Origin of the sequence: Shewanella canadensis (assembly GCF_003966225.1) — a bacterium.
Lineage (GTDB): Bacteria > Pseudomonadota > Gammaproteobacteria > Enterobacterales > Shewanellaceae > Shewanella > Shewanella canadensis.
The window spans coordinates 523,910-540,725 of record NZ_RXNU01000001.1 but is presented as its reverse complement, the minus strand read 5'-3'; the positions used below and the strand labels follow the sequence as shown (position 1 = coordinate 540,725).

The 16,816-nt window shown below is 46.8% G+C and carries 12 protein-coding genes; 3 read left to right on the top strand and 9 right to left on the bottom strand.

Annotation, left to right across the window (positions count from 1 at the left end):
- Positions 1-954: 954 nt before the first annotated feature.
- The 7 genes from EKG38_RS02345 to tkt all read right to left on the bottom strand — a co-directional run bounded on the left by EKG38_RS02345 (position 955) and on the right by tkt (position 9,352).
- Positions 955-1,488, bottom strand: coding sequence for a hypothetical protein (locus EKG38_RS02345; RefSeq protein WP_126518288.1), 534 nt, complete (start codon positions 1,486-1,488; stop codon positions 955-957).
- Positions 1,481-2,200 (bottom strand): helix-turn-helix domain-containing protein, encoded by a 720-nt coding sequence (locus EKG38_RS02340; protein WP_185826755.1) that lies wholly within the window; start codon positions 2,198-2,200, stop codon positions 1,481-1,483. The genes EKG38_RS02345 and EKG38_RS02340 overlap by 8 nt, the downstream gene beginning before the upstream one ends.
- 293 nt (positions 2,201-2,493) lie before the next feature.
- On the bottom strand, positions 2,494-3,234 hold the full coding sequence (locus EKG38_RS02335; RefSeq protein WP_126518284.1) for a DUF481 domain-containing protein: 741 nt from the start codon (positions 3,232-3,234) through the stop codon (positions 2,494-2,496).
- 214 nt (positions 3,235-3,448) lie between these two features.
- Complete coding sequence (gene fba, locus EKG38_RS02330) at positions 3,449-4,513, bottom strand: class II fructose-bisphosphate aldolase (RefSeq protein ID WP_126518282.1); 1,065 nt, start codon at positions 4,511-4,513, stop codon at positions 3,449-3,451.
- A 229-nt stretch (positions 4,514-4,742) separates the two neighbouring features.
- Positions 4,743-5,918, bottom strand: coding sequence for a phosphoglycerate kinase (locus EKG38_RS02325; RefSeq protein ID WP_126518280.1), 1,176 nt, complete (start codon positions 5,916-5,918; stop codon positions 4,743-4,745).
- A 214-nt stretch (positions 5,919-6,132) separates the two neighbouring features.
- Positions 6,133-7,155, bottom strand: coding sequence for an erythrose-4-phosphate dehydrogenase (gene epd / locus EKG38_RS02320; protein WP_126518278.1), 1,023 nt, complete (start codon positions 7,153-7,155; stop codon positions 6,133-6,135).
- 205 nt (positions 7,156-7,360) lie between these two features.
- A complete protein-coding gene (tkt, locus tag EKG38_RS02315; RefSeq protein ID WP_126518276.1) occupies positions 7,361-9,352 on the bottom strand; it encodes a transketolase in 1,992 nt (663 codons plus the stop codon).
- Positions 9,353-9,825: 473 nt separating this feature from the next.
- Between tkt and metK the strand changes: the two genes are divergently transcribed.
- Both metK and EKG38_RS02305 read left to right on the top strand, forming a co-directional pair.
- A complete protein-coding gene (gene metK, locus EKG38_RS02310) occupies positions 9,826-10,977 on the top strand; it encodes a methionine adenosyltransferase (protein ID WP_126518275.1) in 1,152 nt (383 codons plus the stop codon).
- A gap of 268 nt (positions 10,978-11,245) precedes the next feature.
- Positions 11,246-12,280, top strand: a complete 1,035-nt coding sequence (locus EKG38_RS02305; RefSeq protein WP_126518272.1) for a glucosaminidase domain-containing protein — start codon at positions 11,246-11,248, stop codon at positions 12,278-12,280.
- A 12-nt stretch (positions 12,281-12,292) separates the two neighbouring features.
- On the opposite strand, the gene EKG38_RS02300 is transcribed toward EKG38_RS02305, so the two are convergent.
- Both EKG38_RS02300 and EKG38_RS02295 read right to left on the bottom strand, forming a co-directional pair.
- Complete coding sequence (locus EKG38_RS02300; RefSeq protein WP_126518270.1) at positions 12,293-14,023, bottom strand: thiamine pyrophosphate-binding protein; 1,731 nt, start codon at positions 14,021-14,023, stop codon at positions 12,293-12,295.
- A 52-nt stretch (positions 14,024-14,075) separates the two neighbouring features.
- Positions 14,076-15,707, bottom strand: coding sequence for an FAD-dependent oxidoreductase (locus EKG38_RS02295; protein ID WP_246033057.1), 1,632 nt, complete (start codon positions 15,705-15,707; stop codon positions 14,076-14,078).
- A gap of 90 nt (positions 15,708-15,797) precedes the next feature.
- Here EKG38_RS02295 and EKG38_RS02290 point away from each other — a divergent pair, with 90 nt between their 5' ends.
- The gene (locus EKG38_RS02290) at positions 15,798-16,751 is read left to right on the top strand and encodes a helix-turn-helix domain-containing protein (RefSeq protein WP_126518267.1); all 954 of its coding nucleotides are present in this window, start codon (positions 15,798-15,800) and stop codon (positions 16,749-16,751) included.
- Positions 16,752-16,816 lie beyond the last annotated feature (65 nt).

The following is a 16,816-nucleotide window of genomic DNA, read 5'->3' as shown; positions in this document are numbered from 1 at the left end:
AACAACCTGTATCCGCATCATTACAATGCGGCATTCGCTTTTTCTAGCCTCCTTTACCAGCATTACTATCAGTAGCCTTCGCAGACCGCTTTCCCAAGGGGAGCAATACAGGCTTACCCTGTTCCGTATGTCGCGCAACGTCAGGTTAGATGCCCACTATAGTGCGGAGAGTTATTTGATCACGAAAGAGCACTGTCCAATCTCTTTCCAACTCTCGTGCCTTTTGGCCACAGCGTATTAACCACTTCCGCTGTTTCTCATATGACGCACCTTACATGGATTCACGTACGTTCATCATACTGACACCCTAGCACTTACCCGATTGTGGTTATCAGGAGGAACGTCTTCTCACGATTCTGTTCCCATTCAGCATAAAACCGAATTTCGTTACATTGTCAGACTCGCTTCTTTATTCAGAGTCTTAGGGGCATCTGGTGATACAGATGGTTCACTCTTATCGCGGTGAACAGCGCTTCATACGACCTCAGGTCGCACGGACAAGAATAAGCTTGAAGTCATAGGTCATAGCTCATAGGTCGTAGGTCGTAGGTCGTAGGCTATAGGCTATAGGCTCCAAGTCATAAGTCATAAGTCATAAGGCATAAGTTTTAAGTCACGAGCCGATAGCACTAAGTCATGGAGCATAAGCTACTGCTTATCACCCACCCCTTTCATGATAATTGGATGAATTAAGGCATGGGCAGAGTGACCCAGAGAAGAGAAGAGCCAATGCCCTCAAAATCAGGCGAGATAAGCACAGGAACGATACAGACAAAGGCTTTCTACTGCATTAAAGAATGACTTAACACCTTCTTGAAGACTCTCGAATATGGATCTAATGACTAACATCTAAGCCATTACAGGCAATGTTTATCGCGGTGTATGTTTCTGATGGAGTATCAAAAATAAAGAGGTACAGGGAACCAGCGCAGAGAGAATATAGGAATAAATAAGTTAGTTGAGCTCACAGGCCCAGATGCCATTACCGGGGTGAAACTGAATAACCGCATTTCCTTGCACTGCATTCATATCCAGTACATGGATATCGAGCGGGATAGAGTGGGGAGCAGTTCCAGAGAGAGCGTTACGACTATATTCGATAAGCCTGCTCATCCGCTCAGGAAACCGGGGTGGAGAAATATGTGAAAGCAACTCGCCACTATCGAGTGCTAATCGGTAGGTCATTGTCTCAAGGTCGAGCTCAAGCAGTGTCCCTCTCATGATGATGCTACTCTGTTCGATCTCCTCTTCGAGAAACCGGTACTGAAGTTCCACCCGCTTTCCTTTAGTGGTGATATCGATAACAACATCTGTGGGTCTATCCTCAAAGGTATTGTAGATATTCGCTCTGCAGGATGCGGTGAGGTTCTCGCCATTCATCACGTAGTAATTAAGTCCCAAACAGAAGCCGACAATCATCAAGAAGGTGATGATAAGTGGCCAGACTTTAACTTCACCTCTAAGGCTACCGGTAAAGCGATTAATCACAGATCCCAACTTTTTTTAACCAGGCATGATTGATGAAACTCCACTGCCCATCTATCGGCACTATCTTCAGTGTCTTCATTTCGGCTTTGCCGCCAGTATCGTTTCTAAGCGCAATACTGATAACGCCATTTTCCGGGTTATCAGAGGATATAGACAAAAAAATCTGTCGCCACATCGTAACAGAGCAGGTTTCGATAGACTCGATAAAATGATTACTCTGATAAAAATAGGCTTGTTCCTGCTCCTCTGAGCTAAAGGATGGGAAATAGGAGAGGGTACCGGACAGTGTTGTAATCACATGTTTATTTTCGGGCTTGATATCCACTGCAGGCTCAAAAAATGAGTAGATGAGAACAATCAACAATAAGATTTGAGCAACCAAGATGCTGTAGTGCTTCTTAGAGATACTTCTAAAGGGTGTAGAGGAAAGCTCGCCTGATTTAACCGAAGGTTTATTATGTAATACATAACCTTGATCATCGACCCGTTCGATCAAGGAGGCGTATCGCTTCTCAAGGTAAAAACAGATCCGCTCTATCGATTCGGTTAATTTCTCTACCTTACGGTTTTCGACAGGCATCCCCAGCAGTAATTCCTGAATAGAGAGCACCTTACCGCGATGTTTAACCAGCATCTCCAGCACAGAGAATTCAACGGCAGACATTTTCCAACTGGTGTCATTAATCAGATTGGACAAAGTCTTCCGACTCATATCAAACCAACAGCAACCAATTTGCATTTATCTGCCTCAAATCAAGTATATGGCAAAACATTGTAACGATTCCTAGCACGTCAATCTGTGATCGCAATAAGTTATGCATGAGCAAAGAGCAAATTCGTGACAAGGAGCACGTTAATACTTTAAAATTAAGAAGATAGCTATAGAGAGAAGGTTACATCGGTTAACTAAAGGTAAATAAAGAGGGGGGTAAAATTCATATTTAAGCTGAATTTTCACAATAAAAAAGCACCCGAAGGTGCTTATCAGATGTCACTTAGTATGACTTAAAATGCATACAGCAAGGTCATATTAGTTTCGGTATCTGTGCTTTTCTTATCGTCTAACGGCTCACTGTTATAACGGACAATAACGGCAAACTTCATCGCAAGTGCTCCGATAATGTTAGCAGTGATAGAAGTTTCCGAACGCCCCTCTAAACTGTCACCATAGTCAGCCACAAACATCTGCTTAAACTTTGAAGACTCTGTTATCTGCTTCTCAAAATTAACCACACCGTGAGCAACCCAACTATCCTCAGTTTCGTATCCGGCTGCCGCAGCGCTTTCATCGTCCAGACGCTTATATTGATAACCCGGACCGACTTCAACATTGAACAATGTCTTGCCCGTATCGATAAATTTGTGACCATAACCGGCAGAGACAGTAGATTTTGAATCGAAACCGGTAAATGGGTCTATCTCATGGTTACCGTTAACGAACGTATAGCTCTTTTCATCGAACTTATAATCCGCCTGAATTAAGCCGTAGTAACGCTTACCGGTCACCTCACCTGTGTCCTCTTTATATAAAGCTTCCAACAGGTACTGGTTTTCCCAGTTGCCCAGTTCATGCTTCATATCAAGACGGCCTTTAACCGATGTGGTTTCGGTATTACCGGTTGTCAGCGTCGCACCCAGTTCAGCATCTCCGCCGAATATCTTATCGCCTTCGACAAAGTTAGCGCCCGCTTGAGCAGCAAAAGGTGCAGCCATTAAAATAGCAGATGCTATAAGCAATTTTTTCATTTTTATACTACTCCGAAAGATCATATCCCTTAAAATCGGCGCAATATTAACACTCACAAAACAGAATTGAAAATGATTGATACGGCTCACATATGACTTATCGATGATCGATGCTTTACCGCAGCAGCCTTCAGGTAAACATAAGAACGACAGGAATAAAAATGCCCGCACTAGGCGGGCATTTAAGACAGGTTAGCTTTTAGATTAAAATGACTTATTTAATCTGCGGATCAAGTTCACCTGATTGGTATGCTTTATACATAGCCTGCAGTGACTTAGGCTTAATCTTAGAGCCCATGCCGGCACAACCAAAGGCTTCGTAGCGCGTAGTACAGATGTCGGCCATCGCTTCCATAGACGCCTTAAGGAACTTACGCGGGTCAAATTCACTTGGGTTTTCGGCTAAGAACTTACGTACAGCACCCGTAGAGGCTAAACGTAGATCGGTATCGATATTGACCTTGCGAACGCCATGCTTGATACCTTCAACGATCTCCTCTAAAGGCACACCATAGGTTTCAGGCATATTGCCACCGTACTCATTAATCACCTTCAACCACTCTTGTGGTACTGATGAAGAACCATGCATCACCAAGTGAGTGTTAGGAATACGCGCGTGGATCTCTTTAATACGATCGATACGCAATACATCGCCGGTAGGTTTACGGCTAAACTTATACGCACCATGACTGGTACCAATGGCAATAGCCAATGCATCGACATGAGTATCGGCAACGAAACGCGCCGCCTCTTCAGGTGTGGTTAGCATCTGGTCCATGCTCAAAATACCTGCAGCACCGATCCCATCTTCTTCACCGGCTTCACCCGTTTCAAGACTACCCAGGCAACCGATTTCACCTTCAACAGAAACACCACAAGCGTGAGCAAAAGCTACCGTCTTGCGGGTAACGTCAACGTTATACTCATATGAAGCAGGAGTCTTACCGTCTGCCATCAATGAACCGTCCATCATTACCGATGACATGCCTAACTGAATTGAGCGCTGACAAATATCAGGATCGGTACCATGGTCCTGGTGAATACACACCGGGATATCAGGGTACTGCTCAAGCGCCGCAGCCATCAGATACTTAAGGAACTGAGGACGAGCATACTTACGTGCACCAGCCGAAGCCTGAACGATAACAGGGCTATCGGTCGCCTCAGCAGCTTGCATGATTGCGCGCATCTGCTCAAGGTTGTTTACGTTAAAAGCGGGGACGCCATAACCATGTTCTGCAGCATGGTCTAGCATTTGACGTAGGGAAATTAAAGCCATTTTTTACTCCAATAATAGGGTGATTGGCATCACCGAGGTCACTATCGTTTGGATTGATTTTTATATGCTTTAACCCATGAGAATGAATGAATAAGGATTCTATGATCTTTTATTCCCACTTAGAAAGCTGGTTCATTAACACGAGTCAAAGCACGGTTTTTTTTATTTTGATTTAAACTATTTTGCTGATTTTTATTATTTCTTCAGCTATTTACTTGCTCTTTATTTTCTATTTTCCGCGAGATTCAAGCATAGCAACGGCTGGCAACTCTTTTCCTTCGAGGAATTCGAGGAATGCACCGCCACCCGTTGAGATATATGAAACTTTATCCGCAATATCGTACTTATCAACAGCCGCTAACGTATCACCACCACCGGCAATCGAGAATGCATTCGAATCTGCAATCGCTTGAGCGATACGCTTAGTACCTTCACCAAACTGATCGAACTCAAATACGCCTAAAGGACCATTCCATACGATGGTTCCTGCATTCTTTAATATTTCAGATAATGCTTCTGCGCTATCTGGACCAATATCGAAGATCATATCGTCGCTCGTGACTTCACTCACATCTTTAAGTGTCGCACTCGCTGTTGGGCTGAACTCGCTAGCCACAACCACATCGGTTGGCACAGGGATATCGCCACCACGGCTCTGAGCATTAGCAACAAGACGCTTAGCCTCTTCAATCAGATCGGCTTCGTAAAGTGATTTACCCACTTCGTGTCCCGCTGCAGCGATAAAGGTATTCGCAATTCCACCACCAACAACAAGCTGATCGACGATGCCTGAAAGGCTCTCGAGAACGGTAAGCTTAGTCGACACTTTTGAGCCACCAACGATGGCAACTAATGGACGTGCCGGGTTATCCATCGCCTTACCCAGAGCTTCAAGCTCACCGGCAAGTAGTGGACCCGCGCAAGCCACTGCAGCATGCAGGCCGACACCATGAGTCGATGCCTGAGCTCGATGAGCGGTACCGAAGGCATCCATCACATAGACATCACAAAGCGCAGCAAGTTTTTTAGCCAGAGCTTCATCGTTTTTCTTCTCACCGACATTGAAGCGAACGTTTTCAAACACAACAAGCTCGCCCACATTGGCTTCGACGCCATCGAGGTAATCAGTCGCCAGACGCACTGGGCACTCTAGCGCTTTTGTCAGGTAATTAACGACAGGTTGCAGTGAAAACTCTGCATTATATTCACCTTCAGTTGGACGACCAAGATGAGACATAACCATAACGGCAGCGCCCTTCTCGAGTGCAAGTTTGATCGTAGGCAGTGCAGCACGAAGACGCGCATCACTGGTCACCACACCGTCACTGACTGGTACATTAAGATCTTCACGAATAAGCACTCGCTTACCTTGGAGATCTAACTCTGACATATTGATAATAGCCATTTTATGTTTCCTTAAATGTTTAAAATTAAAAGTTAAAGGTTAAAAATAAACTGGTTTCCTGACCGCCGGGACACAACACCAAGCCATCAGGTTAAAAATTTAGGTTCTAGGTTCTAGGTTCTAGGTTCTAGGTTCTAGGTTCTAGGTTCTAGGTTTTGCATAATACCGAAGCTATAATGCTTTCCCTCGCATCTGCTTTTCCTAGTACCTTCTTTTAAGCTCTTCTGGCTTTTATCATCTCTAAACTGGTATCTAACATGCGGTTAGCAAAGCCCCATTCGTTGTCGCACCATAGGAGCAGCTTCACTAAATGACCGTCACTGACTCGGGTCTGGGTACCATCGACTATGCAAGATCTTGGATCGTGGTTAAAATCACACGATACTAATGGCTCATTAGTATAGCCTAAAACGCCCTTATAAAGGCCTGTAGACGAAGTCGAAAGCACCCGATTTACGTGAGCAATGTCAACTCTTGATTCCAGAGTCACAGAAAGATCGATTGCTGTGACATTGATCGTGGGCACCCGCACCGAAATAGCTTCAAATTTATCTTTCATCTGAGGCAGTATGCGCTCGATTCCTCTGGCTAACTTAGTATCAACCGGAATAATTGACTGGCCTGCGGCGCGTGTTCTTCGCAGATCAACATGATAGGCATCGATCACTTGCTGATCATTCATCGCAGAGTGAATCGTCGTTATGGCTCCACTTTTGACTTTAAAGTATTCATCTAACACTTCGATGACAGGCACAATACAGTTTGTTGTACATGAGGCATTGGAGACCACTGTATGCTCTGCTTTAAGAAGGTGGTGGTTGACCCCATAGACAATCGTCGCATCGACATCGCTCGAGCTTGGATGACTTATCAATACTTGTTTCGCACCTGCATGGACATGAGCTTCACAGCTTGCTCTATCGGAAAATGCCCCCGTCGCTTCATAAACAATATCGATATCCATCTCCCGCCACGGGAGTTTAGTGGGATCACTTTCATGTAAGAGCGTAATGGCATCGTCACCGATAACCATTTTATGACCGTCTGCATCGAGAGCAGCCTGAGATTGAAAGCGTCCGTGAGTCGTATCGTATAGAGTAAGATGAAGCATGGCTTCGGGTGTAGCAAGTTCATTGATGGCCACGATCTGAATTTGATCGCGTTTACCCGACTCGTAAAGAGCACGAAGAATTGAACGACCTATACGGCCATATCCATTGATTGCGACTCTGATCATTAAACTATTTCTATCCTTTCATTGATACAACAACGGCCTACCCTCTTAGGTAAGCCGTTATAACATGAGCACTTAGCATAGAGACTTAAGGAAAACAGAAGTCTGAAGCACTCTATATTTTCGTATCTTTATTAGCAAAGGGATGCACTTAATTATCAAGCTTGGTAATCAAGGTGCATCACGATTTTGCCTTGGCTAAAACTGATTAAAGCCCTTTAGCCGTTTCAACGACATTGTCGACAGTGAATCCAAAGTACTTCAGCAACTCGCCACCTGGAGCCGACTCACCGAACGTAGTCATACCAACAACCGCGCCACCGAATCCAACATACTTATGCCAGAAATCGACATGAGCCGCTTCGATTGCAACACGCTTAGTCACAGTGCTTGGCAATACAGATTCTTTGTATGCCGCATCTTGCTTATCAAACTCATTCGTTGACGGCATAGACACTACGCGCACCTTCTGACCCTGTTCTGTAAGCAGTGCCGCTGAATCGACAGCTAGCTGTACTTCAGAGCCTGTAGCGATAAGGATCAGATCCGGAGTACCGGCGCAATCGACTAAGACATAGCCACCTTTAGCCACATCCGCTAACTGCTGAGCGCTACGTGGTTGAGCCTTTAGGCCTTGACGGCTAAAGATCAATGAGGTTGGCGCCTCTCGACGTTCAATCGCGTTCTTCCAGGATACTGCCGTTTCGGCTGCATCACATGGACGCCATACCGTCATATTCGGAGTCATACGCAGGTTAGCCAATTGCTCTACAGGCTGATGAGTTGGGCCATCTTCACCTTGACCAATTGAATCGTGGGTATAAACGAAGATGTTTTGAATGCCCATCAGCGCAGACATACGTACTGCGTTACGAGCGTATTCCATAAACATCATGAACGTCGCGCCGAAGTTGATGAAACCACCGTGCAGTGACACACCATTCATGATGCCGCTCATACCGAATTCACGTACACCGTAATAGATGTAGTTACCCGCGGCATCGTCTTGAATACCTTTAGAACCAGACCAAAGTGTCAGGTTAGAACCCGCTAAGTCGGCGCTGCCACCTAACATTTCAGGTAAGATAGCACCGAATGTAGCGATAGCATTTTGTGATGCTTTACGGCTGGCAATGCCTTCCGCTTTATCCTGACACTCTTGAATGAAGGCTTGTGCCTTAGCTTCGAAGTCAGCAGGGAGTTCGCCGGTAATAACACGACGTTCATATTCACTTGCCAACTCAGGGAATTCAGCCTTATATGAGGCTAACTTTTCATTCCACGCAGACTCTCTGGTCGCGCCAATATCTTTTGCATCCCAACCCGTATAAACATTTTCAGGGATTTCAAATGCGCCATGCTCCCAACCAAGGAACTCACGTGTAGCTTGGATTTCAGCATCGCCTAATGGTGCGCCGTGACAATCGTGGCTACCAGATTTGTTTGGTGAACCAAAACCGATTGTTGTCTTACAGCAGATCATCGTTGGCTTATCGGTGACCGATTTAGCTTCTTCGATCGCCGCGCGGATAGCATCACTATCGTGGCCATCGACGTTAGCAATCACGTGCCAGCCATATGATTCGAAACGCTTAGGCGTATCGTCGGTGAACCAGCCTTCGACGTGTCCGTCGATAGAGATACCGTTGTCATCCCAGAATGCGACAAGCTTACCCAGACCTAAAGTACCGGCTAGAGAACAGGCTTCGTGGGAGATACCTTCCATCAAACAGCCATCACCAAGGAAGCAATAGGTGAAGTGATCGACGATGTCGTGACCCGGGCGGTTAAACTGAGCAGCCAATGTCTTCTCAGCAATAGCCATACCTACAGCGTTACTGATACCGGCACCTAATGGACCCGTCGTCGTTTCAACACCTGGTGTGTAACCATACTCCGGGTGACCAGGCGTTTTAGAGTGAAGTTGACGGAAGTTTTGCAGCTCTTCGATTGGCAATGCATAACCCGTAAGGTGAAGCAAAGAGTAAATAAGCATTGAGCCGTGGCCGTTTGATAAAATGAAACGGTCGCGATCAACCCATTCAGGGTTGTTTGGGTTGTGCTTAAGGAAATCATTCCATAGCACTTCAGCAATATCCGCCATCCCCATTGGTGCACCTGGGTGACCAGATTTGGCTTTTTGAACGGCATCCATAGTTAATGCGCGGATAGCGTTTGCGAGTTCTTTGCGAGATGACATGCTCTCTCCTGCTTATTATTGGGGGGTTGCGGGCAATTGTGGACGCATATTTTCCCCTACTAGGCAGTGGGACGCAATTAAAATTCGCTCATATCGAAAATATTCAACATTTTCTTAATCGTAATCAGTAAATTAAAGGTGGATTAATACTTTAACAACAAACTGTTAGCTTGTTTTTTAGAGGGTTGAGAGATAAGTCATCGGATCTCTTTTACTCAAAAAATTGAATATGTAATCACAAACAAAGTTTATGATTAACAGGCAGCCAAGTAAAAAATGAACAACTAGTTAAATAACAAGGAGATAATAAAAACAGATACCCCAGTTATCCTGAGCTTACGGCAAGAATACTGAGCCTTACTCCACAAAATTTAGCGAAAAGGGTGTCATCCGATCTGTTTTCAACTAAAATGGCCGTCTAGATGTAGATACTTCTACACACTTCAAATTGTTTAACGACGAGATTTACCACCATGGCAAAGCACTTGTTTACCTCTGAGTCGGTCTCAGAAGGTCATCCCGATAAAATCGCCGATCAGATTTCTGATGCGGTACTAGACGCAATCTTAGAGCAAGATCCAAAGGCTCGTGTTGCGTGTGAAACATACGTAAAGACCGGCATGGTCATGGTTGGTGGTGAAGTCACTACTTCAGCCTGGGTTGATATCGAAGAGATCACCCGTAAGACGGTTCGCGAAATTGGCTACACTCACTCAGACATGGGTTTCGATGCCGATTCTTGTGCTGTATTAAATGCCATTGGTAAGCAATCGCCTGACATCAACCAAGGTGTTGACCGCGCAGATCCAAAAGAGCAAGGTGCCGGTGACCAAGGTTTGATGTTTGGTTATGCCAACAATGAGACTGAGCTGCTTATGCCTGCTCCTATCACCTATTCTCATGCATTGGTTAAACGCCAGTCTGAAGTTCGTAAAGCTAAGATACTGCCTTGGTTGCGCCCCGATGCAAAGAGCCAGGTTACGTTTGCCTACGAAGACCACAAGATTGTTGGCATCGACGCTATCGTACTGTCGACTCAACATTGTGACAGCGTTAGCCAAGCCGATCTGATCGAAGGCGTGATGGAAACTATCATCAAGCCGGTCCTTCCGGCGCAATGGTTGAACAAAGATACTAAGTACTTTATCAACCCAACCGGTCGTTTCGTTATCGGCGGCCCTATGGGTGATTGTGGTCTTACGGGTCGTAAGATTATCGTTGATACCTACGGCGGTATGGCTCGTCACGGTGGCGGCGCATTCTCTGGTAAAGATCCCTCTAAAGTTGACCGTAGTGCCGCGTACGCAGCCCGTTACGTAGCGAAGAACATCGTTGCTGCCGGCCTGGCCGATCGTTGTGAACTGCAGATCTCTTACGCTATCGGCGTAGCTGAACCAACTTCAATCAGTATCGAAACATTCGGTACCGGCAAGGTTTCTGAAGAGGTGTTGATTCAACTTATTCGTCAGCATTTCGACCTGCGCCCTTATGGCCTGACTGAGATGTTAGATTTGGCTCGCCCTATCTACCAGTCAACGGCAGCATACGGTCACTTCGGTCGCAATGAGTTCCCGTGGGAACGCACCGATAAAGCTGAAGCCCTTAGAGCCGACGTTAAGCTATAATCAGCATTAAGCTAACAGTTAAGAAACCGCCTTTGGGCGGTTTTTTTATGCCTGAAAGTTAGTGGCGTTGTAGCATGAGTTCAATTAAGTTCCTATTCAGCTGAGGGCCACTGCCCCGCAATACCACACATGAAAGCCAAGGCTGGCATTTGTATTGGCATCACCGATTCGATAGAGTGAATTCACACAGCAAAATATTAACGGCCATAGAACAACAGAGTTAGTCACTCTGGAGAGTGACTCAATGAGTAACAGAAAAGGATCAGCCATGAATCTCAATAGCGGGAAACTCATCATAGCGCTACTGCTAATCGCCACCTCACTCTATTGGGGCAAGTCCTGGCTGTCTGATTCCCCTGAGTCTGTTGATCTCAATTCAAATGAGGTTGTCCCAGTCCCCGTCACGGCGACGGCTTCAGGCAAGGCGGCAAACAGAAGTTCGGCTGAAAATATACTCATAACGCTCTCCCAAAACCGCCCAACCCAAGCGGCCAAAGATGTCAGGCTAGGTTCATTGGACGATCTAATGGCCCTGTTCGACTCGCTCGATTACAACACTCAAAGCTGGATTGAGGGTAATCGTGAAGTGCCACGCCTGACCTTCGAACGGGTCAGCGACAGCTGGCATAAGACCTCCAATGAGATCCCGGTTCAACAGAAGAAGATGGTGTTCTTTCGCTTGATGGCACCACTTATTTTAGTTGCCAACGAAAACATTTTATTAGAGCGTCAGTTAGTCGAAACGGCTCAACTCAGCGATAAAAAGCTGCTAGCAATCGCGACCAAATATAAGCTACTCACCGACCAAAACACTCGCCTCGATGAGAGCCAGCGTCAAGCATTGTTAGCGCGAGTCGATATTATGCCGCCTTCTTTGGTGCTGGCCCAAGCCGCAGAAGAGAGTGGATGGGCAACATCCAGATTTACCTTAGAGGGGAACGCCTTCTTTGGCCAATGGGACTTCAGTGGAAATGGGATGGTGCCCAAACAGCAACGTAAAGAGCTGGGGAACTATGGACTGGCACGATTCGATAGCCCACTGGCATCGGTTGAAGGTTATATGGTTAACCTCAACACTCATAATGCCTACCAGAAACTGCGCCAGCTTCGCGCAGAACTCAGGCAGAACAAGCAAGCTATCACTGGAGTGTTACTCGCAGGTACCCTGGACAAATATTCTGAGCGAGGCCAGGCCTATATCGACGGGATCAGAGAGATGATCCGCTATAACCAGTTGGATCAGGTGGATCAGGCTTACCTCAGTAGCGCCGCACCTCTTCATCTGATTGGTAAAAACCAATGACCGAATAGGACACTATAGCCTTCGCCACAGCGCCCTGCTGATCATCCTGACTTTGGTCGGCAGATTCATTCGGTTTAGGTTGGTTGAGATGATCCCTTTGGTAAAGCGGGTCTTCTTGCTGTAATCAATATTCACATCGAGTACCACGGGAATATTCTCTTCAGATAGGGCCAGTGCTTCAGCTATCTTTTCACTTATCTCCTCATTGCTCTGCAGCCGAATGTACCGGCATCCCGCAGCCTCGACTAAGGCCTTAAATTTAAAATCGGGAAGCACAGTGCAGGTTTCGGCATTGTAAGGGACTTTTTGTGCCTGAGAGATCTGAGCAAGCTCGCCGTCATTAAAGATGATAAAGATAGCCCCGATGCCGAGAGAGGATGCACTAAACAGCTCGGCTTGAGTCATCATAAATGCCCCATCACCTATGATGCCGACCACCTGCTTATCGGGATTTGCCAACTTAGTGCCTATGACAGCAGGGATCGCATAACCCATACAGTTAAAATCTGTGGGGCTGAAAAAATGCTTAGGTAGATAGCAAGGCATGAGCTCAGCGGTTAAAAAAGTATGATTTCCATCATCGGCAACCACATAGGCATCCTCATCGATCGATGCTCTTAGTTGCTGAAAAAATGCCCCCGGATTGACTCTATCGCCACTGTCATGAGCTAACCACTCATCAAGATAACTCTGCTTATCCCGCTTGATCGCCAGCTTAATGGCTGCGGCATCTTTCACTCTGATATCCACTTTTTTCAGCTTCTCCAGCAGGAGGGCTAATACCACACCCGCATCTCCCTCCATGGCGACTTTGGCATGATAATTAGCGTTAAAAACGTCCGGATTAATATCGATATGGATCAGATTTTCCGGCACGGTCACCCCAAAGCTCCCCGTGGCGATCTCCGCAAAACGGGTACCTATGGCGAGCAGGCAATCACACGCTTTAAAGGCATTGGTCGCAGCCGGAACCGCGGCGGGGCCAAACCCCATCCCGGTATGAAGCGGATGCTTTGCGGGGAATGCGCTGAGCCCTTGCAGGGTTGTCGCAACCGGCGCACTAAGTAAGGCGGCAATCTGCTCGGTACAGCCACTCGCCTCAACGCCCCCCCACCCCACAAATATGGCTGGATTCTTCGCATCGGCTAATAGTGTTACCGCTTGAGTTAATTGAGCATCGAGTGAATGACTCAATGACTTTACCGGCGCCTTGTAGAGCGGTAAGTCTGAGACCTCCCCCCTATCGAGCTGAAGGTTCACGGGGATCTCAACAAACACAGGCCCGGGTTCACCATCATTGGCAAGGTCGAAGGCTTCAAAAAGTGTGGATACCACCTCCTGATGACGAGTCACTTTAAAGGTTTTTTTCGTGATGGGTTCCAGCATCCTATGTTGATCCATATCATGTAGCTGATAGGAAAATTTCGAGTCGGTTCTCACGCCGCCGCTGATGACTAACATAGGAATGCCATCTAACGACGCTTCCGCAATACCGCTGGCAGCATGGGTGGCTCCGGCGGCGGGAACGATAAGCAAAGTACCTATGCTGTCACTGCTTCTGCTGACGGCATCGGCCATAAAGGCCCCATGCCCCTCATGGGTCACCAGCACAGGTTCAATGCTGTCAGATTGTGCCAATTCATCATATATTTCGGTGTTATGCACACCAGGAATACCGAAGGTATACTTAATATTTAGTTGCTCCAGTGCATAACGAACAAGCCAGGCTGCGGTTTTTTTCAATGTAATCTCCTCGTTTTTTCGTTTTTGTTATTGTTATTGTTATTGTTTTTTATTATCTATGTTTACTGCCGATAATCGCAGCCGCCGCATTGCGGGCCGTTAAGATACAAGCCGACAGGAATGTCCCTTCCAAGGAGCGAACACCGTTGGCACCGCCGCCACCAAACCCTGCGGCCTCACCCACACAATATAAACCCACAATAGGCTCGCCTTGTCGATCCAGTACCTGGCTAGATAAGTTAGTCTGTACACCACCCAGGCTCTTACGGCTAATCAACTTAAGCCTGATGGCAATAAGCTTATCTCTCTTTCCCGTTCCTGCCGACAAGATAGGTCCGGGTTTACGGGTTCGCAACCTGTCGGGCTTCCATTGTCTGGCATGGTGAATACGTCTTAGCTGCTCATCATTTTGCAATCGGGTATCGACCGTTCGTTGATCGTACAGAGTTATCTCTCGCGCCAAATCTGCACTATCGATATAGCTTTCTTTTGTCAGGAGGTTCATCTTATGCGTCAGGTCATCGAGTGTATCCGCACAGATAAAATCTTCACATTGCTCCGCCAACTCTTCCACTAAACGGTGATTACCGAACAATATCTCTTTGAGAAAGCAGAATATTTTTTTATCTCTGATCGAAGGGTTATGCTCAGCCCCCGACACCGCCAACTCTTTTGCGGCTATGGTCCAGTTCAATACCTGCCAGGTCCAGGGTTTACTCTGCCTCGCGACCTGCTGACACAGATAGTGAGTATCGAACCCGGTAACCAGAGGTTGTGGACCGATCCGCTTTCCAAGGTGATCGAGCCACAGGGCAGATTTACAGGGGATTAAGCTTAGACCGTGCCCCTCAAACTCTGCCTGAGGATGTGCGATTCCAGCTGCATAATTCCACATCTTATCGACATGAGTGACCCGAGCTCCCAAAGCTTCAACCTCATCATGAAGCAGGCCATCGGAGATAGGGTTGGCACCATTTAACAGCGTCTCGGGTACCTCTTCCCAGGGGACATTCCAGTTTTGTTTCACCCTTTCACTGCTGCCATTGATACCACCACAGGCAATGACAACATGTGTGGCATTAATCGAAAAAACGGCCTTGCTCTGTTCATTTTCAACTTCTACGCCGACGACGGCTCCCTCATCATTAATGGGGCGCACAACCTTATGTCGGTAAAAAATATCGAGCTTTCCCTGTCTGATATAGGGGGCCAACTTAACCATTATGGTCTCTACTAACTCCCTGCCTGTCCCCCACAGCACATGATATCGGGGCACTGAATTACCGGGGACAAATAACCCTCGCTCCACCCAGTTGACCGCAGGCAAAAACTTCAGACCCAAGTGAGTTAACCACCGATAGACCTTTTCATTATTATGTTCGGCATACTCTTTTGCCCAAGCCTTAGGCCAGAGATCATCTTCAGCAAACTCGGCAAAACTGTACCAATCCCGAAGCAGAAGGGTCGAATCATCGGGAATATTCATCTGCCTTTGCTGCCGGGTACCCGACAGCGCCATGCCTCCAAATGCCCACCTGGCCAGGCCACCGATCCTCTCCGAAGTATCACGGTCGACAAGATAGACGGTCTGTCCATGCTCGAGCAGTTCGAGAGCCGTGACCAGACCAGCGACACCGGCTCCGGCGATGACTGTATCGCATTGAATATTTTCAGCTTGTCTCATTCTCTTACCAGCTGCTAGCATATGGATGATATTTATACTGTTATGAATAACACCTTCTGACCATAGTAAAAATTACCTAATGGGTTAAATATGAAAAAAATGTCTTCCGACCAGTTTATCAGTCGGCTCTATCGGGAGTCGCCTCGAGTATCGCTCGAGGATTTTCCGGTATGGGCATTAAGTTTTCTGCGACAGGTCATCAATTTTGATGGCGCTATCTGGGGAACGGGGCATGTCTCTACCAAGGCGTTCCATACACAGACCGCCATCGATATCTCGAGTGATATCTTCGATCAGTTGAAGGCGAATGTCGCCATCAACCCCATCTTTGAAACACTTTTTTCGACTCAGGGAGGAGCGGTAGATATGGGAGATGTACTCCCGGATGAAGAGTTCTATGACTCTGCTCTTTATCACAACTGTTTCAAGCCATTTGGCATTGAACGAATACTGAGTTCTCTGCATGTTGATGAGCGAAGCGGCATTTTTACCTTGCTCACCCTCTACCGTTACAATCGGGAAGAGGGCTTCAGTGCCAAAGAGAAAAGCATTCAGAATCGATTACTCTATCACCTGCTCAGCGCCGCTTCTCATCGACAACTTCTGGCCCTGAATGAACAGGAGAGAGACCTGAGTGATCACTGCTGCGCCATCTGTGATTGCGAAGGCATCTATCATAGTGTCGATTCAAGTTTCCTGGACACCCTAGAGTCTCACCTGCAAACACCCACACAGCAGAAGTTTCCATTCCCCATAGCGGCACAGGATAACCAGTTCACCGAAGGAGAACTTCAATTCAACCAGACCCGAATGGGCGATCTCTACCGGATATCCCTACGGATAAAGAATCAGCTCGATGAGCTCACGACAAGAGAGAAACAGATCGTTGCAGGGGTTTGCAAAGGGGGGACTTTCAAACAGATAGCCCGCAAGTTAGAGATCTCACCATCGACGGTATCAAACCACCTCCACCGTATCTATATGAAGTTAGGGATACATACCCGCAGTGAATTGGTGAGTATCGCCAATAGCTGCAAAATTTAATTACCTATCAAGCGCCGCCACCAATGTCAATAATTCATGCAGGAAAAACCCAGAGTTAAAACTTT

Excerpts from the sequence above, each read along its gene's own strand:
- epd (WP_126518278.1), bottom strand. The coding sequence starts at position 7,155 with ATGATCAGAGTCGCAATCAATGGATATGGCCGTATAGGTCGTTCAATT.
- EKG38_RS02295 (WP_246033057.1), bottom strand. The coding sequence starts at position 15,707 with ATGAGACAAGCTGAAAATATTCAATGCGATACAGTCATCGCCGGAGCC.
- tkt (WP_126518276.1), bottom strand. The coding sequence starts at position 9,352 with ATGTCATCTCGCAAAGAACTCGCAAACGCTATCCGCGCATTAACTATG.
- fba (WP_126518282.1), bottom strand. The coding sequence starts at position 4,513 with ATGGCTTTAATTTCCCTACGTCAAATGCTAGACCATGCTGCAGAACAT.
- EKG38_RS02335 (WP_126518284.1), bottom strand. The coding sequence starts at position 3,234 with ATGAAAAAATTGCTTATAGCATCTGCTATTTTAATGGCTGCACCTTTT.
- metK (WP_126518275.1), top strand. The coding sequence starts at position 9,826 with ATGGCAAAGCACTTGTTTACCTCTGAGTCGGTCTCAGAAGGTCATCCC.
- EKG38_RS02290 (WP_126518267.1), top strand. The coding sequence starts at position 15,798 with ATGAAAAAAATGTCTTCCGACCAGTTTATCAGTCGGCTCTATCGGGAG.
- EKG38_RS02305 (WP_126518272.1), top strand. The coding sequence starts at position 11,246 with ATGAATCTCAATAGCGGGAAACTCATCATAGCGCTACTGCTAATCGCC.
- EKG38_RS02325 (WP_126518280.1), bottom strand. The coding sequence starts at position 5,918 with ATGGCTATTATCAATATGTCAGAGTTAGATCTCCAAGGTAAGCGAGTG.
- EKG38_RS02340 (WP_185826755.1), bottom strand. The coding sequence starts at position 2,200 with ATGAGTCGGAAGACTTTGTCCAATCTGATTAATGACACCAGTTGGAAA.